General features: G+C 36.3%; 23 protein-coding genes and 1 pseudogene. 13 read left to right on the plus strand and 11 right to left on the minus strand.

Annotation, left to right across the window (positions count from 1 at the left end):
- The first annotated feature begins 64 nt into the window (after positions 1 to 64).
- Together Q1A47_RS01390 and Q1A47_RS01395 are read left to right on the plus strand one after the other, a co-directional pair.
- A complete protein-coding gene (locus Q1A47_RS01390; protein ID WP_240455738.1) occupies positions 65 to 1,438 on the plus strand; it encodes an alkaline phosphatase in 1,374 nt (457 codons plus the stop codon).
- Positions 1,439 to 1,521: 83 nt separating this feature from the next.
- Positions 1,522 to 2,205, plus strand: a complete 684-nt coding sequence (locus tag Q1A47_RS01395; RefSeq protein WP_051388383.1) for a hypothetical protein — start codon at positions 1,522 to 1,524, stop codon at positions 2,203 to 2,205.
- Between the two features lie 222 nt (positions 2,206 to 2,427).
- Here Q1A47_RS01395 and Q1A47_RS01400 read toward each other — a convergent pair.
- Together Q1A47_RS01400 and Q1A47_RS01405 are read right to left on the minus strand one after the other, a co-directional pair.
- Positions 2,428 to 3,943: pseudogene (locus tag Q1A47_RS01400) on the minus strand (multicopper oxidase).
- Positions 3,944 to 4,033: 90 nt separating this feature from the next.
- Entirely contained in the window at positions 4,034 to 4,174 is a 141-nt protein-coding gene (locus Q1A47_RS01405) for a hypothetical protein (RefSeq protein WP_205388471.1), read from the minus strand.
- Between the two features lie 174 nt (positions 4,175 to 4,348).
- Here Q1A47_RS01405 and Q1A47_RS01410 point away from each other — a divergent pair, with 174 nt between their 5' ends.
- The gene (locus tag Q1A47_RS01410; RefSeq protein ID WP_121604983.1) at positions 4,349 to 5,122 is read left to right on the plus strand and encodes a class I SAM-dependent methyltransferase; all 774 of its coding nucleotides are present in this window, start codon (positions 4,349 to 4,351) and stop codon (positions 5,120 to 5,122) included.
- A gap of 164 nt (positions 5,123 to 5,286) precedes the next feature.
- Here Q1A47_RS01410 and Q1A47_RS01415 read toward each other — a convergent pair whose 3' ends face one another.
- Positions 5,287 to 5,832: a GNAT family N-acetyltransferase gene (locus Q1A47_RS01415; RefSeq protein WP_026682195.1), complete on the minus strand. Its 546-nt coding sequence runs from the start codon at positions 5,830 to 5,832 to the stop codon at positions 5,287 to 5,289.
- A 99-nt stretch (positions 5,833 to 5,931) separates the two neighbouring features.
- On the opposite strand from Q1A47_RS01415, the gene Q1A47_RS01420 reads away from it, so the two are divergent.
- Positions 5,932 to 6,705: an aminoglycoside adenylyltransferase domain-containing protein gene (locus Q1A47_RS01420; RefSeq protein ID WP_121604984.1), complete on the plus strand. Its 774-nt coding sequence runs from the start codon at positions 5,932 to 5,934 to the stop codon at positions 6,703 to 6,705.
- A gap of 167 nt (positions 6,706 to 6,872) precedes the next feature.
- Here Q1A47_RS01420 and Q1A47_RS01425 read toward each other — a convergent pair whose 3' ends face one another.
- The 5 genes from Q1A47_RS01425 to Q1A47_RS01445 form a co-directional block, all read right to left on the minus strand.
- The gene (locus Q1A47_RS01425; protein ID WP_121604985.1) at positions 6,873 to 8,003 is read right to left on the minus strand and encodes a Ger(x)C family spore germination protein; all 1,131 of its coding nucleotides are present in this window, start codon (positions 8,001 to 8,003) and stop codon (positions 6,873 to 6,875) included.
- Positions 8,003 to 9,460 carry a spore germination protein gene (locus tag Q1A47_RS01430; protein ID WP_121604986.1) on the minus strand — a complete coding sequence of 486 codons (1,458 nt, stop codon included), beginning with the start codon at positions 9,458 to 9,460 and terminating at the stop codon, positions 8,003 to 8,005. The genes Q1A47_RS01425 and Q1A47_RS01430 overlap by 1 nt, the downstream gene beginning before the upstream one ends.
- A complete protein-coding gene (locus Q1A47_RS01435; RefSeq protein ID WP_121604987.1) occupies positions 9,447 to 10,538 on the minus strand; it encodes an endospore germination permease in 1,092 nt (363 codons plus the stop codon). Before Q1A47_RS01435 ends, Q1A47_RS01430 begins: the two co-directional genes overlap by 14 nt.
- Before the next feature lie 161 nt (positions 10,539 to 10,699).
- On the minus strand, positions 10,700 to 11,566 hold the full coding sequence (locus Q1A47_RS01440; protein ID WP_026682190.1) for an SDR family oxidoreductase: 867 nt from the start codon (positions 11,564 to 11,566) through the stop codon (positions 10,700 to 10,702).
- A gap of 162 nt (positions 11,567 to 11,728) precedes the next feature.
- A complete protein-coding gene (locus Q1A47_RS01445; RefSeq protein WP_121604989.1) occupies positions 11,729 to 12,526 on the minus strand; it encodes a cytochrome c oxidase assembly protein in 798 nt (265 codons plus the stop codon).
- Positions 12,527 to 12,777: 251 nt separating this feature from the next.
- Between Q1A47_RS01445 and Q1A47_RS01450 the strand changes: the two genes are divergently transcribed.
- From Q1A47_RS01450 to Q1A47_RS01470, 5 genes are all read left to right on the plus strand, one after another.
- Positions 12,778 to 13,365 carry a DeoR family transcriptional regulator gene (locus tag Q1A47_RS01450; RefSeq protein WP_026682188.1) on the plus strand — a complete coding sequence of 196 codons (588 nt, stop codon included), beginning with the start codon at positions 12,778 to 12,780 and terminating at the stop codon, positions 13,363 to 13,365.
- 32 nt (positions 13,366 to 13,397) lie between these two features.
- Positions 13,398 to 14,180, plus strand: coding sequence for a FixH family protein (locus Q1A47_RS01455; RefSeq protein WP_026682187.1), 783 nt, complete (start codon positions 13,398 to 13,400; stop codon positions 14,178 to 14,180).
- A gap of 672 nt (positions 14,181 to 14,852) precedes the next feature.
- Entirely contained in the window at positions 14,853 to 15,434 is a 582-nt protein-coding gene (locus tag Q1A47_RS01460; protein ID WP_121604990.1) for a hypothetical protein, read from the plus strand.
- A gap of 17 nt (positions 15,435 to 15,451) precedes the next feature.
- Positions 15,452 to 16,009 (plus strand): histidine phosphatase family protein, encoded by a 558-nt coding sequence (locus Q1A47_RS01465; RefSeq protein ID WP_121604991.1) that lies wholly within the window; start codon positions 15,452 to 15,454, stop codon positions 16,007 to 16,009.
- 78 nt (positions 16,010 to 16,087) lie between these two features.
- Positions 16,088 to 16,801, plus strand: a complete 714-nt coding sequence (locus Q1A47_RS01470; RefSeq protein ID WP_166529951.1) for a class I SAM-dependent methyltransferase — start codon at positions 16,088 to 16,090, stop codon at positions 16,799 to 16,801.
- 366 nt (positions 16,802 to 17,167) lie between these two features.
- On the opposite strand, the gene Q1A47_RS01475 is transcribed toward Q1A47_RS01470, so the two are convergent.
- The 3 genes from Q1A47_RS01475 to Q1A47_RS01485 form a co-directional block, all read right to left on the minus strand.
- On the minus strand, positions 17,168 to 18,715 hold the full coding sequence (locus Q1A47_RS01475; RefSeq protein ID WP_121604993.1) for a flotillin family protein: 1,548 nt from the start codon (positions 18,713 to 18,715) through the stop codon (positions 17,168 to 17,170).
- A gap of 59 nt (positions 18,716 to 18,774) precedes the next feature.
- Positions 18,775 to 19,320 carry an NfeD family protein gene (locus Q1A47_RS01480; RefSeq protein WP_121604994.1) on the minus strand — a complete coding sequence of 182 codons (546 nt, stop codon included), beginning with the start codon at positions 19,318 to 19,320 and terminating at the stop codon, positions 18,775 to 18,777.
- Positions 19,321 to 19,607: 287 nt separating this feature from the next.
- Positions 19,608 to 20,735 carry a stage II sporulation protein P gene (locus Q1A47_RS01485; RefSeq protein WP_166529952.1) on the minus strand — a complete coding sequence of 376 codons (1,128 nt, stop codon included), beginning with the start codon at positions 20,733 to 20,735 and terminating at the stop codon, positions 19,608 to 19,610.
- Positions 20,736 to 20,932: 197 nt separating this feature from the next.
- On the opposite strand from Q1A47_RS01485, the gene Q1A47_RS01490 reads away from it, so the two are divergent.
- The 4 genes from Q1A47_RS01490 to Q1A47_RS01505 all read left to right on the plus strand — a co-directional run bounded on the left by Q1A47_RS01490 (position 20,933) and on the right by Q1A47_RS01505 (position 25,039).
- A complete protein-coding gene (locus tag Q1A47_RS01490; protein WP_166529963.1) occupies positions 20,933 to 21,331 on the plus strand; it encodes a VOC family protein in 399 nt (132 codons plus the stop codon).
- A gap of 13 nt (positions 21,332 to 21,344) precedes the next feature.
- Positions 21,345 to 21,680 (plus strand): helix-turn-helix transcriptional regulator, encoded by a 336-nt coding sequence (locus Q1A47_RS01495; RefSeq protein WP_026682180.1) that lies wholly within the window; start codon positions 21,345 to 21,347, stop codon positions 21,678 to 21,680.
- A gap of 10 nt (positions 21,681 to 21,690) precedes the next feature.
- Positions 21,691 to 22,173, plus strand: coding sequence for an SRPBCC domain-containing protein (locus Q1A47_RS01500; protein ID WP_121604996.1), 483 nt, complete (start codon positions 21,691 to 21,693; stop codon positions 22,171 to 22,173).
- 139 nt (positions 22,174 to 22,312) lie between these two features.
- The gene (locus Q1A47_RS01505) at positions 22,313 to 25,039 is read left to right on the plus strand and encodes a UPF0182 family protein (RefSeq protein ID WP_166529953.1); all 2,727 of its coding nucleotides are present in this window, start codon (positions 22,313 to 22,315) and stop codon (positions 25,037 to 25,039) included.
- The last annotated feature ends 57 nt before the right edge of the window (positions 25,040 to 25,096 follow it).

Raw genomic sequence — 25,096 nt, forward strand, 5'->3', positions numbered from 1 at the left:
ATAGATTAATAGTTTCTCTGTAAAATCTGTAATGGAGTCCAAATACAAATGAGGAGGAATTGTTTTGATCAACAAAAGGTGTGGGAAAAGATTACTAACCTTAACAGTTATCACTTCTTTAGTACTTGGTAGTTTTATAGCTGCAGGTCAAGAGGTGGAAGCGAAGAGGCATTATCCTAGTCAAGCAAAAGTCAAAAATGTCATCTTTATGATAGGAGACGGCATGGGGCCAACATACAATACAGCATATCGGTCATTTAAGAATAATCCATCGCCTTATCTGGAGGAAACTGCTTTTGATCAGCATTTAGTGGGAATGCAGCAAACCTATTCTTGGGATTCAGAAGAGAGTATTACAGATTCAGCGGCAGCTGCAACTTCGTTATCCTCTGGGATTAAAACATATAATGGTGCAATTGCCGTTAATATGAAAAAGAATGAAGTAAAGACAGTATTAGAAGAAGCAAAAGATAGAGGAAAAAGAACAGGACTTGTTTCTACATCACAAGTAAATCATGCTACTCCAGCCTCTTTTGGAGCTCATGATAAGTCACGTCATAATTATAATGATATTGCTGATGATTATATAGATGAAAAAGTAGATGGTAAGCATAAAGTGGATGTTATTTTAGGAGGGGGTATCTCCTATTTTGAAAGAAAGGATCGCAATCTAGCAGAAGAATTTCAAGATGCCGGATATAGCTATGTAAATACAAGAGAAGAATTAGTAGCTGATACGAATAAGCAAATCTTAGGTTTGTTTGCTCCGGTTGGGCTAGATAAAGCAATTGATCGACCACAAGAGCAGCCATCTCTAGAAGAAATGACGGATACAGCAATAGATCGCTTGAGCACAAACAAAGATGGTTTCTTTTTAATGGTAGAAGGCAGTCAAATAGATTGGGCGGGTCATGATAATGATATCGTTGGTGCGATGAGTGAAATGAAAGACTTTGAGAAAGCTTATGAAAGAGCGATTGATTTTGCAGAAAAAGACAAGCAGACGTTAGTAATCACTACTGCTGACCATTCTACTGGTGGTTTAGTGATGGGGGTCGATGGAGAATATAAATGGGATCCAACACCCTTGAGAGCAGCTAAACGTACTCCTGATTTTATGGCAGCTGAGATTAGTGACGGCAAGGATGTTAAAGAGGTTTTGGATCAATATATTGACTTGGATCTAACAGCGGAAGAAATAGAATCTGTAAAAAAAGCGGTTGAAACTGACGATACAACAGAAATTGATAATGCGATTGAACGAATTTTTGATGTGCGTTCTGGTACTGGATGGACAACTGGCGGACATGATGGTGTAGATGTAAATGTATATGCTTATGGTCCACAGGCAGATCAGTTTATTGGCTTAAATGATAACCATGAGGTTGGGCGCAAGGTGATGGATATATTAAAAAATATTCGAAGCGCCAAGCCATAACCTAAATAACTATGTATACCATGATCCCGTTACTTAAGCAGCGGGATCATTTACATAAATGGAGGCAGGAGGGGCTTAGATTAATGATTAAATGGTTACTTATGCTGATAGCTATTCTAGTTGTATTTGGTTGTGCTAGGCATGATGAAAACGCGGAAGCAGAAAATGGTGCTGTAAATTCTGAACAAAAAGGAAAAGGGATGCAAGCAATAAAAGAGGAAGAGAAAGAAGTTGATCAATATATAAATAATCCACAGGCACCTGATACGAGGTCATTGAAAGAAATTGGTGATACATATGAAGATGAAGATGGCAAGGTTACTTTAGTAGCAAGCACAGACGATAGTAAAAGACTAGAAATTGGACCAATTGAGCTCACATATAAGAATTTGAAGGTGATGGAATATAGACCTGCTCTTCATTTGATAGATTACTTCCATCAATTCACTCATCATGAAGATAGATTTAATTACTTGAAGCTACAAGTAAAGATTCAGAACAAAAGTGAACAAACGATTAATGTTGCACCTGTATCGGTATTGGAGACGAGTGAAGGGGAACTAAAGGGTTTTGAAGATGATTTTTATCTACAAGAACTTCATGGAAAGCTATCACCTGGACAGGTGAAAACAGGTGAACTTGCATATATTCTTGAGAAATCAGATCCAGAACAGTTAAACTCCATTTCAATAACGACAAGTGATGTGTATGAAGACAATAAACAACAAGCAATAGAAAAGGGAAAGAAAGTGGAACTGGCGTTTTAAATTATCTATGCTTACCTCACGTTAACAGGCAGTAAGACAATTTCAAGATATTCACGGGTATTCCAACGTAGAAAGAATTCGTGAGCCTTCTTCGTACGTTAGCGCAAGAAGGCTCACTATCTACCATGGATAGCAAAGAATATTTTCCCAGCAGCTCGTAGCACGAACTATTTTCAACCTGTTTGTTTTTTTATAGATTAATATGCTGGTTTTCTAAGCGTCCTATTGGTTGTTAGGATCTATTACTTTAAATGGCCGCATCATATCATAGTCCTCATGCTCTAAAATATGGCAATGCCAAACGTATTTTCCAGTATAAGGTGCGAATTTACTTATTACTCTTGTAATCTGTGCTGAGGGAGCTGAAATTGTATCTTTCCATCCTTTTTCGTTTGGCTGAGGAGGAGCAGGTGAGTCCGTGTAGATAATCCTTCCATCCTTATTATAGTGCGCCAAATCAAAAGCTCTCCTATCTAATAATTGAAATTGAACAAGGTGTATATGGATAGGGTGGCTGAAACCGGTAACATTTATGATTGACCAGATTTCTGTTGAGCCTAATTCTGGTGTCTCAGTAATTGGATCTCCCCACTTTTTATTATCTAATAGTAGCAGTGGTCGCCCGTAGTCATCATTTAATCCTATGAGTTTTAGATTACGAACCGCTTTAATTTTATTTTGTTTGAGAGAGGGTATGGTTGATAAGTAGGTTGGAATAATAGTATGGTCTCGTTGTTTTAGTGGTAGTTGCACTCTAAATTGCATGATCTCGTTTGTTTCATCATCTGGATCAGCATTGGGTCCAAGGTCATTTTTCAAAATAATAGAGTTCTCTTTATACTTGCTGAAATCAACAATTACATCAACACGTTCAGCTGGCTCGATATTTATCGTATTTGCCTTAACCGTATTGGGGAGAAAACCTCCGTCTGAACCAATTTGATATAGGGGGGCACCAGAACTAAGGTATAATTGATATCCCCTTGTATTCGACGCGTTAAGAATCCGAAAACGATATTTCCTTGGTTCTACTTCAAAATACGGCCATATTTTACCATTAACGAGTATTTTATCACCAATAAATGCAGGTGAAATAGATGGATTTGGTGTGTTCGTAGTGGGATTATTAGGCTGTGCTGGATAGTAAAGAGATCCATCTTCATTAGTGGTACGATCCATGATAATGAGTGGAATTTCATAAGGATCGTTTGGAATATTCATTTCTCTCTCCTGAGTACCTCGAATAATGTACATTCCGGCAAGTCCTGCATACACATTTAATCTCGTAATCCCCATAGCATGGTCATGATACCAAAGTGTTGTAGCACGCTGTTTGTTTGGATAATGATACACTTGCTGTTGGAATGCAGGCCCTACTTTCTTAAAATCCTTTGTAAACCAAGCTTCAGGGTAACCATCACTTTCTGGGGTAGTTACACTACCGTGTAAATGAGTTACTGTTCGAACTTCTGGTTGATGAGCTAAATGATGAATGGATTTATCAACTGGCAGTAAATGTTTATCAGGAAGGTTGTTTATCCACTTAATATGCATTTGATTACCTTGATCAGTATCAATCGTAGGTCCAGGAAATTGTCTGTTATATCCCCATAATGTTGTCGGTCTTAAATCACGATGTAGTTTTTGTCTGAATTCTTCCATCCTTATTTCTAAATAAGAATAATCCTTTTATTGATTTCATAATAGGCAATTTATCAACAAATTTTGTTAGCTTCAAATAAGAACCCCCTTCGCAAAATTTGGGTGATAATACAGTAGATGTAAAGTAATGGTGTAAAGGTTGGGCGTTCTTCCTAATTCGTCATTTTCATTTTATCCCGCATATAACTGGCAGTAAAATCCTCACATCAAGCAATAGTGAATGCAATATGGGTAAGTGTGGATCAACTGCCAGTAAATGTCCGATTGGTTTAAAGGACTTTAGGTCATACCCTTGTGGTACTACCAATCCGTGGGGGATAAACGCCCTTCCACGGATTGAAGTTTCACACTCTCTATATACACATTTACATGCATGGTGATTATTATCTCTTATATATTTAAATAGAAATATACGATTATATTTATCGTGACTATTACGCTACAATTGAATTAACATGCAGATGATAAGGAGCTGTTTACTATGAATTTTCATGAGTTAGAGCACAAAGAGATGTATGCAACGAGAGAAGCAGATTCTTCATGGATAAATATTGTAACAACTTTAATGAATCAACCTGCTTCACGTATTCGTGCTGCTGATATTGGTTGTGGTGGCGGAATTTATGCCAAAGCGTTGGCAGAAATGGGCATACCCACCGTTATTGGTATTGATTTTTCAGATGTAATGTTAACAGCTGCCAAGCAGAATTGTCAGAATTATTCACAACTATCATTTAAAAAAGGTAATGCGTATAGTACAGGTTTACAAGAAAGTAGCGTTGACCTCGTTCTACAAAGAGCGCTCATTCATCATTTGAAGGATTTACCGGCTTGCTTTCGTGAGGCATATCGAATTTTACAAAAAGATGGAGTGTACCTTATTCAAGATAGGACGATAAGCGATTGCTTGAGAGATGGCGATACTAAACATATTAGAGGGTGGTTATATTCGCTATTTCCCCGGTTAATTAATTATGAAGAAAAAAGACGATTCTCGAGTGATGTGATTATAAATTCATTAAAAGATGCGGGATTTAAAGATATCGAAGAGCTACAATTGAAGGAAACTAGAAAAATATACCCTTCTAAAGAACTTTTATTTACGGATATTAGAAGAAGAAATGGGAAAAGTATTCTTTATCAACTGTCTGATCAAGAAATTGAAAAATTTATATCCTATTTAAATACAACTTTAAAAACAGCAGGAGAAATTACGGAAGTAGATTATTGGACGATCTGGAAGGCAGTAAAATAAATAATATATACTCATAAAAGAATCGATGAACGTTCTCACCGATTCTTTTAGAATTATCCAATATGCATGCTTATACTCCGTAGAAGGAAATGTATCGTTTCCTTCTGCCTAATAACACAATTAATTATAAAGAACAGCCGGCTTACGGACAAAAGGTTATATAGTTAATGAGACGAGAGATCATCTTTAATCAAACTATATACATAATGATCCACATATGTATCATACAGCCACTCTGCTTTTCTTAATTGTCCTTCTCTATGAAAACCAAGTCGCTGCGGAATAGCGGCACTTCTAATATTCTTCGTTGCTACCCGAACTTCGATTCTATTTAATTGTAACTCTAAGAAGCAATAGTTGATTATAGCTTTGCATGCACTTGTAATTAATCCTTTTCCTTGAAACTTTTCCCCTAGCCAGTAACCAATTGATGTAGAGCGATTTCCCCAATCAATATGATGAAGGCCAATCACTCCAGCTAATTCTCCCTTATACCATATTCCTAAGTGTAACCCCGTATTATTGCTGAACTGTTTCAGTGCACTGTCAATGAAGGCTAAGGAATGTTCGACAGTCTGTGTTTGATCAATCCATGGTAGCCATTTTCGAAGATGATTTCTTGATTGATCGGTTAAATAAAATAATTGGTTTGCATGACGGTGTTCTAACAATTGTAAACCTGCTTCAGGGCTCAGCTGATGATAAAACATAGTCGCTTTCTCCTTTCCTATTTACCTAACATGCTCTGCATGCTAAGCTTTAACTACTTCTATTGTAACGGAATGGATGGCAGTTAGGGGGAGATCTTTATGAATATGGATGAAACGTTGCAAAACATTGTTCATGCTTTCCAAACATGTTTAGGGGAAAAACTAGATGGTATTTATTTACATGGTTCGTTAGCTATGGGGTGTTATAATCCGCTTCATAGCGATATAGATCTATTAGTTCTTGTGGGAAAACAACTATCGTTGGATGAAAAGAAGCATATAATTAAACAATTGATCGACTTAGAAGATAGGTTTGCTGTACGTATAGAAATGAGTATGATGTTGCAATCCACCTTATACCCTTTTTTATATCCAACTCCTTTTGAATTACATTATTCCATGGACCATAAACATTATTATTTACAGAATGAAAACTACCTATGTGCTAATGGTAAAGACTATGATTTAGCAGCGCACATTGTCGTAACCCTTGAACGAGGAGTTACATTATTTGGTGAAGCTAAGCAGCTAGCTTTTCCTGCCATTGATCATACAATATACCTTTCTTCCATTATGAAGGATATCGAAGATGCCTATATTGAAATTCGTAACGCACCTGTTTATTATAGTCTGAATTTATGTCGTGTACTTTATTACTTGAGGGAAAGTGTTGTATCGTCTAAGCAAGAAGCAGGTGAATGGATGCTAGCACAGCTAGCTGATGAAAGAGAGGATTTACATATGGTAGTAGCTCATTCCTTAGCTGATTATTCTTTAAATAAGCAAAAACATGCATGGGATGTTTCTGCATTACAGTTATTTGCTGCATATATGCTTCGTGCTATTGATAGACAATTGGAGAACATAACGTAAATGCTTACCACTAATGTAGAAAAGAAATACAAAGAAAAGGCATATACAAGCGGGAGTGCTTATGGAGAGCAATTAAAAAATATTATACAACATAAACACTTCCCAATAGATTACAGTTTTTTAACTTCGTTAAAATAGCAATAGCAATACATTATCATTGGCTTACCTTATTCATATACTCCCTTTGTCTCTAGATGGAAATCAACCGTAATCTTATGAAGTGATTCAGCTTTTAATGGATACTTGGCTAAATCTTTTGGTTTAACTCGTTGATGGAATAGCTTATTCTTAATGTTATATACGTCAACTCCTTTATTAATACCATTTAAGTATGTTTCGGTTATTTCTTTTTTTATTTGTTTCTTTACTAATTTTTCAATTTTCTTGACTGAAAGTTGCTCCTCCATGTCAGAAAGTGACCCTACAGCTTTCACATGGATGGAAAATTGAAAATCGCTTCCCTTTTTCTCTACACTAAATTCCACATGGGGCTTCATAATTCGAACTGTTCCTTTAATTTGATCATCTTCTACAACATCTATTGTTGTATTTTTCGTATCATTATTGGTCCAGCGAAGTCCTGGTAGTTCATCATGGGATAACCATTCCTTGCCCTTCCCATTATGAATGGGAAATACACCATTCACCTTTAATGTCTTTTTAGGCTTAGGTTCTACGACAGATTCCTTCCAATCTGTTTCATCGATAGAAAGAGCAGGTAATAATGCCGTTCCTCCAGGCTCTTTGTAGATGGAAACAAATTTATGCATGCGGATCGGCCTAATGTAGGAGTTAATAGTATACGTATCCGTGGGCTTATATAAAATGGTGTAGACAGGTGGTAGTTGAAAAAATCCTGTAGCACTTAGGATATCGTCAATCGATTCTTTTGTTCCAAACATCCAAGGAGTGTAACGAAATTGCCCGTTTTTTCGTAATGACTGCTCCGCACGCGTAACTCCTTTCTCAATTACAGATTGCGTATAAATAACAGCACCAACATGTGCCCAATTAATCATTTGCTGTGACGTATGATATAAATTATTAACAGCATCATTAACTGTTTTCCCTTTAGCCCTACCAATGTAAAGAGGAACTTGCTGAGCGGGTTTATTAACATCTTGCTTTGCTACATTGGAAAAGTCTAAAATTTGCACATAAATAATATAGTTTTCATCTTGATAGTCAATTGCCATAGCGGTTGCGTAATTAACCTCGCCAATTTCTTTTTCATCCCAACAACCACTTAAAACAAGTAATAAGAAACTAATTAAAAGTAATTTTTTGATACGCTTCATTATTTATCAGCCTGCCTGTCTGCATCATTCGTATCCAAAATTAATGCTCGTTCATTTTGTTTAACAACAGGGTCTTTTACGACGGCTTTCACAAAATCTTTTTTAGAGAAAGGAGAAACTGGGCTTAAATAAGGAACACCAAATGATTCGAGTTTTGCAAGGTAGCCAAGTGTAAGGAAAACACTAATGAAAAATCCAAACATACCAAATAAGGATGATAGAAGAATCGATCCGATTCTAATTATGGAAACAGTGCCAAAGAGTGCCTGATTTCCTAATGTAAACGTAGCAACTGCCGTAATAGATGAAATAACTAGCATCGTTGGAGAGGTTAAACCGGCACGAATGGCTGCATCTCCTACGATGAGACCACCTACTACGGCTACGGTTTGACCAACTGGTTTCGGTAATCTTACTCCTGCTTCTCTAAATAATTCAAATAATCCAAGCATTAAGAGTAACTCTACTGTCGTATTGAATGGAATACCTAATCTTGAAGCAGCAATTGTAGCTAATAGTGGAAATGGTATCTGGTCAACATTATAAGCAGATAGCGATACCCAAAAAGCTGGTAAGAAGATAGACAGCATAAACCCAACAAGTCTAAGAAACAATTCAAACGTAGCATAATAATACGGTGTATGCTCATCCTCAGAAGTATTTAAAAATAATCCTAAGTTGCCAGGAGCAATAATTACATTTGGTACATTATCAATAAAAATGGCGAACCTACCTATTGCTAAGCTACTTACAACACCATCTGGACGAGATATTGATTGCATAAGGGGAAATAAGGAATAATGAGATTCACCAAGAATACCTAATAACTGATTATCACTTAACAAGATATCAATATCTATATGATTGAGCCTTTTTGTAACTTCATTTATCATATCTTTATTTTGGATATCGCTAAAATAAACTAATTCTACCTTCGTATTACTTCTTTTTCCGATTACAAATGATTTTGAAGTAAGCGAGTTGGTCTTTAAGCGCTTGCGAACTAGTGCTACGTTAGAGCTTATGTCCTCAATAAATGCATCTCTAGGTCCACGTAAAGATACTTCTGCATTCGACTCTTCAGGTGAACGCTTTGGTGGATTCGAAGTATCAAAGAAATAAATATGGTCTGATATTATGAATGCTGAATAGCCGTTAAATATTTTTTCTGGAAGGGTTTGACCGATATTGACCTCATCTTTAGACCACTTTATTTTTTTTGAGCAGTTTATATGTTCTACACCCTTTAGACCATTATGATAATAATTTTCTTGTATTTCAGGTAAAATACTGTTTATTAATAAACTATGTTCAATCATACCGTTGCAGTAAATCACTAACATCGGTTCTTTTTGCTTTGGATTATATAAGAGATGGTTTTCAATGGAGACATCCGAAGAATCTCGAAATAAGTCTCGTATATAGTTTTCTTTTGATTGCTTTTTATTTTTTCGCATGTATAGACATCCTATTCTTCGATAATTTAATCAGGAGTGCGATCGTGCAAGTGATTACAACACCAAAGATACTGCTTCCCAAGTAATAATAGTTAGATAAAAACTTCAAAAATGCCTCATCCGAAATAGGGGCTAACATAAACAGTAAATAGATGAAGCAGATAAAAGCTTGTATAAATAGCCGTTTCTTTTTATTAGTAATGTTAAAGGCTTGGGTAATGAGATATAAGATGATAGCTAAACGGATAAAAGCGCCAGATAACCATTGGTAAATAGATAAAAAATCCAGATGGTTAAAATAGTTTCCAATACCAACAATTCTCCATTGAAAAAAGGCTGGATAACGAATTTTTGCTGCCTCTTCAACGCCAAAAGTAGCTATTGTCCCAAGTAAGGGGCCGGTAGTTAAGATAGATAAAAATAAGATAAGAAAAACTAAATGCTTGAATTGGATTGATTTTGTAACCTGATGTTGAAGTAAATACAATAAAAATAATTCAATAACGGAACCAAATGCGAACAAAGCACCGTGGAGGACGTCTCCCCATCCATTTTCAACCAGTACTGGTGCCACAAGTCGGTAGTTTTTATCGGGAATAGTACCAATTGCTACGAACATACCGAAAAGAATTACTAGAGGTAGCAGAACGCCTGCGCAGATACCAATAACGTTTAGCTTACAATAAGATATATAGAGCGATGCGCCTAAAGTAAACAAGGTGATAACAAGGATTGGTGTAAAAAACAAATACGTTTCATCTGTCCACATAACGGTTTCCTTTAAGGTTATCCAGCCCATAATTAGAAGAAATATAACAATTAAAACAGCAATACCATAACTTAGCGTTTTAGAATAGGTAGAAGATAACCATTGAAATAGCGATTGATCTTGAAACTGCTTTGTAACATAAAGGAACAATGGGGAAAGGGCTAGAAGGAGGCTATAACCAATTAGCACACTAATCCAAGCGTCTCGGCCAGTCGCGTTAATTAAGATTGGTATCACAATAACATGGTTGCTTAAGCCTGTGCTTAACAAGAAAATAGCCATTAATTGTGAAATTGTAATATTACCCATCTATAATCCCCCAACCCGTGTTAATGATGATAATCATATTGTGAGGATATTAGCAAAGTTTATTCATGCTAAAATGCCAAACCAGTAGTTAACTACTAGCTTGGCATTTTTATCCGCATATAACTGGCAGTAATACTTCCATTGATTGAAGTTTCCCCTTATCATTTTATATGCTTATGATAATAGTTACCCCAATGTGGTTTACTGCCATCCCTGTCCGTAAAATTGTAAATATCGGATAATTGCCAGGTAGATAGTGTTTTACCCGAAAAACGACCAACATCAGGATCTGTTGCTAAATGCCTAATCGCTTTACCGATGTAAAAAGGTGTTTCAGATGCTATAAAGTGTTTATCGCTTTTAACACCATCCTGCCAATTATCTTCCGTAACCTGAAATAAATCTAGCATTGCCTCGGAGCGCAGAAACCCTGGAGTAACAGCCAGTGCTATAATCGAATCTTCCTTTAAGTCAGTGGCCATCGCTTGTGCCATATGAATGTTTGAGATCTTAGCTAGACTATAATAGAAGTTCCCTCGATAGGAATAATCTGTCCCATCAGTGATTTCGATCATTATTCCTTGAGGTGCTTTCTTTAATAGTGGAATAGCATAATGTGAAGTAATAATATGTGATTGTACTGCTTGTTGCAGCAACTGTAACCCATCGGACAAATCATGATCTCCTATAGTTTTCCCCCATTCTGTTAACGGATCTCCGCCCCAAATGTCATTCACAAGAATGTCCAGTTGACCCTGTTCATGTTCAATTCTTTGAAATAAGGATTTGACTTGTTTTTCCTTTGTATGATCAGTTTTAACAGCGATGCCGCAGCCACCCGCTTGGCTAACTAACGCTGCTGTTTGCTCGATAGTTTCTGATCGTTGCATAGGTGAAGTATGGTTATTCGTAGTCCTTCCTGTTACATAAACTGTAGCTCCTGCTTCCCCTAACTGGATAGCAATACCACGTCCTGCTCCTCTTGTTCCGCCAGCAACAATGGCAACTTTCCCTGTCAAATTTCCCATCTTATTACTCCTTTCAAATTGATATACTGTTAGTGTAACGGTTAAATATGACACCTAATGTCAACATTGTTCGAAATTGTAGAGAGAACGACATTGTTAGGAAAACCAGTTCCATAGGTTTAAGCAGAGATGGTAGGGCAACAATGAAGCGATGGGATTTGATTAACTACAGTGCTTATTCAAATGAGTGGACAACTTTAACCCAATTTTGTGAATTCCAAGCATCGAAAATCCTGCGATTCCTTGATCTATGCGTGTATCGAAAGAGAAAGGTACCACACTTGTTTGCTCCACTGTTGGAGGAATACATAGTTGGGTGATAACATGATTTAGAAATGGATGATGCATCCCATTAAATAATGCACTAATAATAAATATCATACATGCAGGCATTAGGATCATAGCACTTAATAATACGAATTTCCGCTTTTGCTTTTGGTCAAAGTAAATCTTAGCTTTGGTACTAGCTAATGGCCACCACATGAAAAAAGCTAAAATGAAAAGTGCAACTAAATATGGTATACGAATCATAGGGTATTTGAATATAAACTGCATGACAACAGGTAAGTGATACAGAAAAAATAAGATAGCAAAAAGGAGAAGTGCTGATATCGTTAGCAATTTCATGTTTAGTCGAATTTGGATACCTAAAAAGCTATTCCTAGTACGGACGTGTAGTTTAGGACTACTTCGTATAAACAACGGCGGGATAATAAAATAGACGATACTCATTTGAATCATATGAAAACTAAAGTTAAAATGGCTAATTGCTGATAATGGACTACCTATGGTTAGATAGAAGAGGCATAGGGAGAAGATTAATAATATAGGCTGAGACTTCGTATTTATTGTTAACCTTTTCTTTATGAATAATAGAATATATCCAATGACTATTAATATGAGTGCGCATAATAATGGTATATTCCACTGCTGGCCAACAAGTAACATCTCGATACTCATTTTATCTCTCCTTTAGATTCGTAAGGCATTTATTATAAATTAACAAATACTCACAGATAAAGGAAGGAAAACTATAGTAGAATGTGTTAAGTTTGCAATGAATTCGTGAATTGACTAATAGATAATTCTATTCATAAAGTACATAAATTATTCACAAATAATTCAAAGAAATTACATTGATGATTCCGATTACACATGATATATTTTGTTATAAGATGTTAAATGATGTTATGTAAGGGGGGAGGTAAATAATGCTGCCGTTGGAGCGTCAAAATCGCATAAAAAAACTTATCTATGAAAAAAAGAATCTAAAAATAGCTGAATTAAGTAAAACATTTGGTGTCTCAGAAATGACAATACATCGTGATGTGAAGGGACTATTAGATCAGGGGATTGTTAAGAAAACATTTGGAGGAATTTCTTTAGTACATACGGAGCATCAGGAAACGAACACTAGTCATGATGCTTGTGTATTTTGTAGCCGGAAAAATAATGATAGGCTAGCTTATCGTTTAATCTTATCTAATGATAAAATCGAAATGGCCTGCTGTGCTCACTGCGGATTATTGCGACATCAACAATTGGGAGATAAGGTAATTCAAGCGATTTGCCCAGACTTTTTTAGACAGACAACTATAAGTGCACCCTCAGCTTGGTTTGTAATGGATACAACATTACATATGGGATGCTGTCAACCGCAGGTTTTAACTTTTGAATGGAAAGAGCATGCCGAAAAATTTGTCAAGGGTTTTGGAGGGGAAGTATATGCCTTCCAAGCAGCTAAAAAAGCTTTATTTGAAAAAATGAATGGTAATACAACTTGTGGTGGGAAGCACTAGTCTTTGAGTCCATTAAAAGAGGAGAATGTCAGATGCACAAGAAATATTTGTTGCTGATTTTAGGAATGATTTTGATGATGGTTCTTGCCGCTTGTGGCGAGAATGAAAAAGATGATACGACAAAAAAGGCTGAAGATGAAGAGGTTAAGTCATTAAATGTAGATTTTGAAGTACCTGAAACAGTTGATCCTGGTGATCCGGTGGAATTAAAAGCAACAGTGACTTATGGTGATGAAAAGGTTACAGATGCCGAAGAAGTGGTTTTCGAAATCTGGGAAAAAGACAAAAAAGATGACAGTATTAAAGTTGAATCTACAAACAATCAAGATGGTACATACACTGCAGAAACAACATTTGATCACGACGGAGAATATGAAATGTATGCTCATACTACCGCAAGGGCGCTTCATACCATGCCGAAAAAAGCAATAATAGTTGGAGATGGCAAAAGTCATGAGGAGCAGGAGGCTGAAAATCATGAACATGACTCAGGAGAGCACGATCATGGTACACATGCAGAAGGATTCTCCATGCACTTTAATAAACTAGAAAATGTAAAAATAGATCAGGATGTGGAAATGACCGTTCATCTACAGATGGATGAACAAGCACTTGAACAAGCAGCTGTGCGCTATGAGGTATGGAAAGAAGGCGAAGAAAAACATGAATGGGTAGATGCAGAAGAGAAAAAGGCTGGTGAATATACTGCAAACCATTCTTTTGGGGAACAGGGTACTTATCATGCTATCATCCATGTTGAAAATGATGAAGGTTTACACGAACACGAGGAATATCAAATAGAAGTAGCTAAATAAAGAATGGGTAACAATTACATGGTGAATTTGTTCACATATTATGAAATGGAAAAAGGAATGTTCATAGAGGAACGTTCCTTGCAGCTTGTAGAGAACCTTTATGTTTTCTACAAGCTTTTTTTGTTGTCTAGGAAACTATAAAATTTGAGCACTATGGATAACTATGGGAGTGTTGAACCGCGTCAAGCTCCAGCGTCTAGAAACTAGGCAGTCTCGCGAATTGCCCTACGATACGCCATCATCGGTTCGCGCGCAACCACACCGTGATTCCTTTATCTCCGTTAACTCTCTACGTTTCTAATCGGGTGCTTGCGCTTTTGTTGTGTGTGTGGGACGAATGCGGAAGTCTCCAGTATTCTCTGTCTTTATACGGAAAAGAATCCCCCTTATCTAACGCCATCTTATATAGGGGAAGACAATCTTCCGTGTTCTGTAGATCTACTTACCTTCATTAGAAAGCCGCTCGCCGTTTCATCGACCTGTTTTTTCGATCCTTCTCATACACGACGTATAACGGTTTTTCAATGTCTTAATTTTGTGTACACGTCTAGGATGATACCTACTTATTCGAGGACTACTATCAATTTAGCGTAAATAAAACGTTACGCGTTGAGTTTCTTTTGTCAGAGTATTATGGATTCGGTATAATAAGTCGAAGAGGAGGCGTGCAGAATGATTTCTTCATTAGTAATGTACATAACCGACACTTTAAATGCAACAAAAGGGACATGGGGGATTGGGGGTTCCCAACTTTTATATCAATACGGCATTGTAGATGAAGTCCATGATTTAGACTTAATCATTCCTGATAATGAGGTACAGCTTTTCACGGGGGCTATGAGATGTATTGGGACAGAAAAGGACGTACAAAAGAAACATCCCTTTTTAACTACGTATTTCTTTAAATTTTGTGTGGATCAGCTAGAAGTAGATGTAATGAGTGAATTTAAGATCGGGCATTCAGATGGGGTATATACGTATGCATTCACCAAAAATTCTATTGTTGAGCATCAAATCAAGGGTAAAAAGGTTCCTTTTTGTAAATTAGAGGATTGGTTTATCCTCTACCAGTTAATCCCGGGAAGAGAGCGAAAAGTAAAACAATTAGAAAATTATTTCCTGGGTAATGGTATCTGTTATCCTAGTATTCTATTAGCTGCAATCGAAGAAAATTTACCTTTGCAAATGAAGAAGCGTATTCAAACTGTGTTAGATAATACGATAGAAGCTAATGGCAATTGGAAATCTAAATGAGGGAAGGAGGATAGTTGATGGTAACAACAATTTATTTGGTAAGGCATGCTCATTCAACGTATACACCTGATGAGTACAATAGAACCTTATCAGCACAAGGTGTAATTGCTGCTAGTCAAGTAACAGATAAACTCACAAAAGAAAACATTCACCATGTCTATTCGAGCCCTTATCGACGAGCTATTCAAACTATTGAAGGGACGGCTAGACAGTTGGACAAAACGATAGGTCTGATTGAAAATGTTAAAGAGCGGATTTTGTCAGATAAACCGGTAAAGGATTTTCAAACAGCCATTACCAAGGTTTGGGGCAATTATGATTTTGCTTTCACAGGTGGTGAGTCCAATTATGAGGCACAACATAGAGGAGTTAAGTCCATTTTTGAACTATTGGAAATTCATCAGAATGAGAATATTGTAATTGGAACACATGGAAATATTATGGTACTCATCATGAACTATTTTGATCGTCGCTATGATTTTTCGTTTTGGGAAAAGCTTGAAATGCCAGCAATCTACAAGCTCGTTTTTAGGGAGAAAGAGCTTCAAGAAATACAAAAAATTGACGTAGACTAGTTCATATAAACAAGCAAGGATAGTTTCCATTTTTCGCGTTAACTATAACATTGGGCTGTTATGAAAGGGGTAGTGCTAATGAAATCCAAAATAAAACAATCGTTTGATCAATTATCCTACGCGTATGAACAAGAGGTTGACAAAGTAAGCTTATACAATAGCCAATATGAAAGACCAGCTATGCTGAAGCAAGTACCTGAGGATTTAACAGGGAAATCAGTTTTGGATGCAGGCTGTGCAGCGGGTTGGTATACAGAACAATTGGTGAAAAGAGGGGGGAGGCTAACAGCAGTTGATCTCAGCCCCAAAATGGTAGCTGCTACAAAGAGAAGAATGGGAGAAACAATACAGGCTTATTGTGTTGATTTAGAAGAAGTACTTCCATTTACGGATAATTCCTATGATATCATTGTTAGTTCTTTAACGCTTCACTACTTAAAAGATTGGCACAAGACCTTCGTTGAATTTAAACGTATATTAAAACCATCTGGCTTACTATTATTTTCTGTACATCACCCACAGATGAAATTCTTATTAGACCATATGACTAATTATTTTAAAGTAGAACTAATGAAGGATAAATGGAAAAAAGCGGGGGTATCCGTCGATGTTTACTCATATAGTAGGTCAATGCAATCTATTTTAAACGATACACTTTCTTATTTCTCACTTGAACAAGTAATTGAACCCCAACCAACACGAAAGTTTAAAGAACAGAATCCAACAGGTTATGAAACATTAATGAAGCAACCACATTTCTTAATCGTAAAGGCACGAAACGATAAAAGATGAGAAATAAACATACTAAAATTAGTGGGCTGAGACAAATGTGTTTTATCTTGTATATAACTGGCAGTAAGACTGCCAGTTCAAGCAATAAAGTGAAACCTCAATCAGTGGGGAATAAACAAAATCCCCACTGATCAAGGTTTGTTCTGACCCCTTTGTTTACACAAACCAGGTTCTTTCATCAGTCGAACAAAATACTACGCTTTCTGCGGATAAGGCTTCAGCAACGATACATCGCTTCCATAAATTAGATTTTCTCTCTAACTTCCGGGGGTTGGTATCTTATCGTTTGGCTCTTGGGTTAATTATGTTAATTTTGTCCCATCTTTGAACAGCGAAAGCTCCTATCCATTAAGTATATCCACATGATTACTTATTGTGATCTATCTCTGCTAATTGTTGTTCGGTGTCATTTTTTCTATACCTTATTTGTTCGAAGTCAGTATTATCTGAAAGATTGTTTTTTCCGGTTATATTTTCTAATAGCTCTTTTACATCAATACCTGAGGAAGCTTTGAGGGATTCCTGCAAGCTTGCCATTAAGTTTGTAGCATATCCAGATACCTTATTAGCACCACCGTCACTTCCACTGCTTCCAGTATCTACAACCGTAAGCTTATCAATATTTGAAAGTGGAGCGGCAATTTCTTTTGCATATTCTGGTAGCATTTTCATTATCATATCTAATATGGCTGCTTGACCATATTGTTCAAATGCCTCTGCAATTTCACGTTTTGCCTCAGCCTCTGCTAATCCAGTAAGTCGGATGACCTCTGCTTCAGATTCTCCTTGTGCTCGTTGAGATTCAGCCTTGGCAAGACCATCAACCCTTACACGCTCTGCATCTGCTCTGGCTTCAGCTTCAATTCGGTATTGATTTGCTTCTGCCTCAGCTATTTGTTTTGTCTTATCGGCGATAGCTGATTGCTCTACCGCATAACGATCTGCGTCTGCTTTCTTCTTAACCTCAGAATCATATTGTCTTTCTCGTCTTTGAATTTCTTTTTCTTCCAATTCAATTTGCTTTTGACGTTCAATGATTTTTATTTCCATTTCATGTTCGGTTACTTCCTGCTTTGCTCGGGCTGTTTCTAAATCATAGGCTTGGTCAGCTCGGGCTTTTGCAATATCCTGTTCTCTACGATAATCAGCAGTTTTCAATTGATTCACTTTTTCTGCCTCGGCGATTTCTGTAGATCTTTCTAATTCAGCCTTTTTCGCGTCTTTCGCTGCTTCAGCGCGTTTTATACGTGTTTCCTTATCCGCTTCTGCTGTAGCTATATCAGCATCTCTCTTTACTTGCGCAATTCTGGGCTTACCAAGTGATTCAAGATAACCATTTTTATCCTTAACATCCTTTATAGTAAATGAGACAATGATTAAGCCCATTTTTGCTAAATCTTGAGATGCAACACGCTGTACTTCCTGTGAGAATTTATCACGGTTTTTGTAAATTTCTTCGACAGTCATTGACCCGAGAATGGAGCGCAAGTGTCCTTCTAAGACCTCTCGTGCTTCATTTTCTCTGTCTTCTTTTGATTTGCCTAAAAACTGTTCTGCGGCAGTTGCAATCTCTCCAATCGATCCACCGATTTTAATAATTGCTGTCCCATCTGCCATAACAGGAACTCCCTGTTCAGTATAAACTTCTGGTGTGGTTACTTCTAATTTACTAGAAAGCAAGCTGAGTGGTTCCGCCTGTTGGAAAACAGGTAGTACAAAGGCACCCCCTCCTCGAATGATCTTAATCTTATTACCTGATTCATCTACATGAACATTTTTCCCACCTAGGTAGCTCCCAGTTACGATTAATGCTTCGTCTGGACCAGCGGTTCGGTATTTTGTGATAAAGACTCCAATTAATGCTAATAATAAGAAAACCGCAACTCCGATAACAATCCAAAATCCTTCAAACATAAATTTCCTCCTCCAACATGTATATTATTAACGTACAATTCCAAATTGGATTTGTAGGGTTAATCAGATTCATAGACTTCCAATTCATCTTCATAAGGTTCTACATAGAGCACACCATTTTTCACCTCAAGTACTAATACTTGAGTGCCTTCATGAATACCTTTTGTTGTATATTGTGTTGCAGGTTTTGATATCATTCCGCTTTTACTTTCAATAACAACTTCCCCATATCCTTCATCAGGAATTGGAATAATGATTTTACCAACTCTTCCAATTAACGATTCTTCTGTGTAACTTAACGATTCCTCAGCTGTAGATAAGGGAATAAGAATAAAAATATTTAATAGTGTATCTAAAATAAGACTTATAACTAGAGATAAACCTATAATAAAAAGACTAGATAATGTAGTAGTGGACTCTAGGATATATCCTGCTGCTGAAAAAAAAGTAATAAATGCTAAGATGAGCACGGGATTTATGAATGGAAAAATTTCACCAATCCCCTCGAGAAAGTCTCCGAAAAAAATGTAAAGAACAGTTAAGAGTCCTGCTATGATAAGTACATATAAATAGACTGTCTCAATTGGTGCACCAAATAGGGACATTCGAATCACATCCTTCATAAAGTTGTTATGCAACTTTTTCTTTAATAGTAATACGTAGTAAAATAAGGAAAAGTTTCGTAATTTTATTAAATTATAAAATATGTAGCGGGAATTATTCGCTTGATAAAAATAGATGGAGGAACGCTTGTTTCTATTGAAGAAATCTTCCTTTGCTTTTAAGCGAGATGCTAAGGGATAGAAAAGTAGGAAAACCTGCAAAAATAGGCTATCGAGATTTTCGATAGCCTGAGAAACGTGAAGAGCCCCTTATAGAAAATACATTTCTACTAACCGTCAGCATTTACCTTTTCTGCATTCATATGATAATCACTGATAACTTTAGCTAATGCTTCTGTTGTATTGCTAAGTTCTTCCTTGTTATTATCGACGCCGCCGACCTCAATTAGAATAGATTTTGCAGAGAGATCTTGGTTATAAATACCATTTCCTTCTGACTTATCTTTTAAATAGATACCGCGACTAATTCCTGGATATTTTTCTTTTAGACGATCGTTTAATGCTTCAACAAATTTTAAGTTTTCTTTGTATTTATTGTGTTCTACCCCTACAATGAAATAGAGTTTGGCGTAATTTTTTCCATGAACATTAATAGTAGTTTTTTCTTTTCGTTGTGCATCACGATGAATATCGATTAGATAATTTACATGATTGTTGGATGCCATTACTTCTTCGATGGTTTGACGTGAATATTTATACGAATCATAATAATCCCACCCTTTTTTGTGTAATTCTGCTGTTACATTCGTTGTATCGTGAAATGTAGTTATTCCCTGTTTTTCTAATTGCTCTGTTAATAAAGAGCCCACCATTACAATATTTTTACTATTATCGGTACTTGATGCATCACTAGGTTTTTTCTTTGAATCTCCTAATAAAGGTAGGAAAGCTTCCCAACTATGACTATGATAGATAAATATTTCCGCGTTATCTTTATCATCACTTTCCTCGTTGGGTTGCTCCGTTTTTTTATTATTTGAATCTTCCTTTAGCAAATCTTCAAAATCAGGAGGTGGAGATTCCATTGGTATATTTGTGCTATTTTTGTCTGCTCCTGCCGTATAAATATTATTGGAATAAGCAGTTAATCCCGGCAACTCTAGGTTTAGCAGGCTGTTAAAATTGTTAGGTGTAATCCCTGATGTTCCTTCAAAAAGTAATCGTGAAAACTTTGGAGTTTCCATACCATTTTCCTCCAAATGATTATCCAATTGAGGTATTTCCGTACTCATTATAAAAAGCAAGGCATCTGAAAAAATAGTTGACTCCGTGATTTTACTTATCAATGGTACATGAAAGAGATCAGCATGAATTTTTGGTAGAGTTATAAAAGCCACAAGCAGAAGTAATATGACTGTACTAATAACCGATGTTAGTAGTGTGTTTTTTAGATTCATGATAGAAATCAGCCTTTCCTATTCTTTCTAGATTCTATGCTAGATATCGTTTTTAATAGAACTATAATTCAAAAAAGGTATCAAAATCACTATTTAAGGTGTAAAAAATAATGTTTAACCATTCGGTTGACTATTTGATGGCTATTCTTTATTATTTAACTAATTGGTTAAATAATAAAGAAAGGAATGAAGGAAACATGGGAAAAGTAACCCCCTTTTTAACATTTTCAGGTAATGCAGAAGAGGCAATGAATATTTATACGTCTATATTTAGACAATCAGAAATTAAGGAAATTATACGCTATGGAAAGGGCGAAGTTGGCAGAAAAGGAACTGTACATCAAGCGACTTTTATCATTAATGATCAAACGTTTATGTGTAGTGATAGTGTTGTTAAACATGAATGGTCTTTTACACCTGGTATCTCTTTGTTTGTAGCGTGTGAGTCAAACCAAGAAATAGAGAATGCTTTTCACGAACTTTCTAAGGAAGGGCAAGTGCTTATGCCACTTGACAGCTATCCGTTTAGTGAGAAGTTTGCTTGGATAGACGATAAATTTGGGGTATCTTGGCAACTAAACTTAAATAGTAAATGAATGAGGGATTACGATGGTCGTTAAGCAGCAGGAAGCAAAATTAGATCATGTTTTTCACGCATTGGCTGATCCTACTCGACGGAAGATAATACGTTTAATAGCAGCCCATCCTTGTACCATATCGGAGTTATCTAAACCTTTTCCTATTTCTTTGGCAGCTATTTCCAAGCATATCAAGGTATTGGAAAAGGCAGGGTTAGTAAATCGTCATGTCAAAGGCCGTATTCATAGCTGTAGTATTCAGTTAGAAGGACTTTCTGTAGCTAGAGAATGGCTGCGTTTCTATGAGGACCTGTGGAACAGTCAATTTGATAAATTGGAAATAGAACTAAATAACGATGAGTGTTAGGAGGGGAGAAATGGCGAGTGAATCACAAGTTACATTACAAATGAAGCGTCAATTTTCTGTACGGCCAGAAAGGGTATTCGATGCTTGGCTTGATCCAAACTGTATGAAAAGATGGCTGTTTACTACTTCTGGGTCAAATAAAGTATGTACAAATCATTCAGTTGTCGGTGGGACATGGGAAATTGTTGATCACCGGGATGGTAAGGACTATCGAGCGATAGGTAAGTACTTAGAGATTGAAGAGCCGAAAAAAATTGTATTTACATTTCAGATGCCGCAATTTAGTGAATCAGTGGATAAAATTAAGGTAGAGCTGAAAGAAGTTGAGTCTGGTTGTGAAATGATATTCACGCAATTTATAAATATTCCACATGAGATAGGCCGGGAAGCTGAGGATATGGAGAAGGAGAAAAAATCATATAAAGAGCAGTATAAACATGGATGGAATCTCATGTTTATCAGCCTTGAACAACAAGTAGCTAGGGATAAATAGCACGAAGTCTTTTTGGACTTGTGCTTTTTTTGCTTTAGCATAAAAATAATGAAACATTTAGCAATTATTCACGTAAAAGAAGATAGTGCTTGTGAAGTTTGCTACAATATAAGAAATAGTTTTCTCAGGGGGTTAGCACTTGGAATATAACGAACAAAAGGAAACAGTAAAATCAAAAAAGTGGAGACGTGTTGGGACTGGATTTGCGATATTTCTTGGTATAATCATTATCCTCCTATCACTTGGTTTAATAAGCTTTCAATGGATTATTGACTATATATGGATGGATTCACTTCAATTTGGTAGTATTTTTACAACCATTATTGGCAGTAAAGTCATACTCGGTATTCTTGGATTTATCCTCTTCTTTATACTTACATATATTACTATTTCATGGATAAGAAATTCCTACCTTAGTCATTTCCACGATAATCAGCTACCATCGATGATCGAAAACCTGAAGCAGAGCAGATTATTAATGGCGTCCATATCACTTGTATTCGGTGCGATAGGTAGTATGATTGTACAAGGAATAGGGTGGGAGCCTTTACTGAAAATGGTAAATCAATCCTCATTTGGATTAAATGACCCGTATTTTAACATGGATATTTCCTTTTATATGTTTGTCTTGCCATTCATTAAAATGATTGTATACATTTTACTAGGGTTAAGTATTTTCTATTTAGTAATTGAGATTGGTTTCTATTCCTTTTTTCATTTATATCAAATGAGCCGTTCAGCACAGCTTCATATGGGGATTACATTAGGTATGATCGGACTTCTTTTGGCAAGTCACCATTTATTGCAGCCTTATGAATCCATGTTAACCAATCAAGTTAATTTGTTTCAAGAAAGTGCTGTACATGGGTTAAGTTATACCGATAAACTCGTAAACATTCCGGCATCTTATATTTTAGCTGGTACTGCTGTAATTGGAACAGTATGGATGGTTAGTGCTTTATATCGTCGGAAATATTATCAGATGATAATCCCCATAGCTGGTTATCTAGGGCTCGTCATTGTAGCGCAGTTAGCTTCTGTCGGTGTTCAACAATTTATTGTGTCTCCAAACGAATTCTCTAAGGAGTCACCATATCTAAAGCATAATTTGGAATATACCAGAGCAGCCTATCAATTAGAAAGAATTGATGAGCGAGAGCATCCAGCTAATCAATCATTGACTGAAGCAATGGTTGATAGGAATAAGTTAACGCTAGACAATGTCAGAGTCAATGATTCAAGACCATTACTAGATATTTATAATCAATTACAAACATTTAGGACTTACTATAAATTTAATAATATCGACATTGATCGGTATGAGATTAACGGGGAGTACCAGCAAGTGTTTATCGGAGCGAGGGAATTGAGTACGGTAGACTTACCTTCACAGGCTAAAACATGGGTAAATCAAAAACTCCGGTATACACATGGTTATGGTGTTGCTATGAGTCAGGTAAATCAAGTTACCGAACAAGGTCAGCCTGAGTATATGGTGAAAAACCTTCCTCCAAAAGGAGATATAGATATTACTCGTCCGCAAATTTATTTTGGGGAACAAGATTACGATAATGTCATCGTGAATAGTAAGAAGGATGAATTTGATTATCCTTCCGGCGATGAGAATGTATCCAATCGATTTGCTGCCAATAGCGGTATCTCTTTATCTGGAATCAATCGACTTCTATTTTCGTTACAAGAAGGATCATTTCGTATGTTTGTTTCTGACCAGATAACAAGTGAAAGTCAGATTTTACAAACGAGAAATATTATGGATCGTGTTGAACGGATTGCTCCATTCTTTCAATACGACAAGGATCCCTATATTTTTGTGAGAGAGAATGGTAGTCTTGCATGGATGATTGATGCTTATATAACTGCGGAAAATTATCCGTATGCCAAACCACATGTAGGAAATGAAAATTATATTCGGAATGCAGTAAAAGTAGTAATTGACGCGTATACTGGAGAAGTTAATTTTTATATGGTTGATAAAGAAGATCCATTATTACAAACATATGCGAAGATGTTTCCAGATCTATTTACAGAGGAAATACCAGAAGACGTTCGTTCGCATTTTCGATATCCAGAAAGATTATTTACCATTCAAGCAAAAATGTATGGAACATATCATATGACTAATTTAGAAGTATTTTACAACAGGGAGGATTATTGGCAATTTCCAACGGAGAAATATTACAATGAAGATATTGAAATAGAGCCCTATTATATCACGATGAAATTGCCAGAGTATGAAGAAGAAGAGTTCATGCTTATGATGCCATATACTCCAAAGAATCGGCAAAATATGATTGCGTGGATGGGTGTACGAAACGATGGAGAAAACTATGGAGAAATGCTTGTGTATCGTTTCCCTAAGCAGAAAAACAGCTATGGGCCACAACAAATCGAGAATAGAATTAATCAAGATAGCACCATTTCCCAAAAATTGAATTTATGGTCGCAGGGAGGATCAGAAGTCATTCGAGGAAACCTATTAGCAATTCCGATTGAAGATACAATGTTGTATGTAGAGCCAATTTATATTGAATCCTCAAATGCTACTTCTTTACCTGAAGTGAAGCAAATTGTAATGGCATATGATGACCATATTGTTATGGAAGCAACCTTTGATAAAGCATTGGATAAGATACTTCAATATATTGATCCAAATCGGGTAGTGGAAGAAGGTCAAAATGATAAAAAATCCAAGGAAGATGAAGGGATTACTGATTCTTCTGAACAAAAACTGCAAGAAATAGCAGAGTTGTTTGATGCTTATCAAGCGGCATTATCGGCTGGAAATTGGGAAGAGGCAGCAAAAATAATGACAAGCATTGAGAATAAGTTAGATGACGTAAAATAAGTTAAACTTTATATTCTTTTATAGAAAAAGGAAGTCAGGGCGCTATGATAGCGCCCT

Origin of the sequence: uncultured Virgibacillus sp. (assembly GCF_947495635.1) — a bacterium.
Lineage (GTDB): Bacteria > Bacillota > Bacilli > Bacillales > Amphibacillaceae > Virgibacillus > Virgibacillus salarius.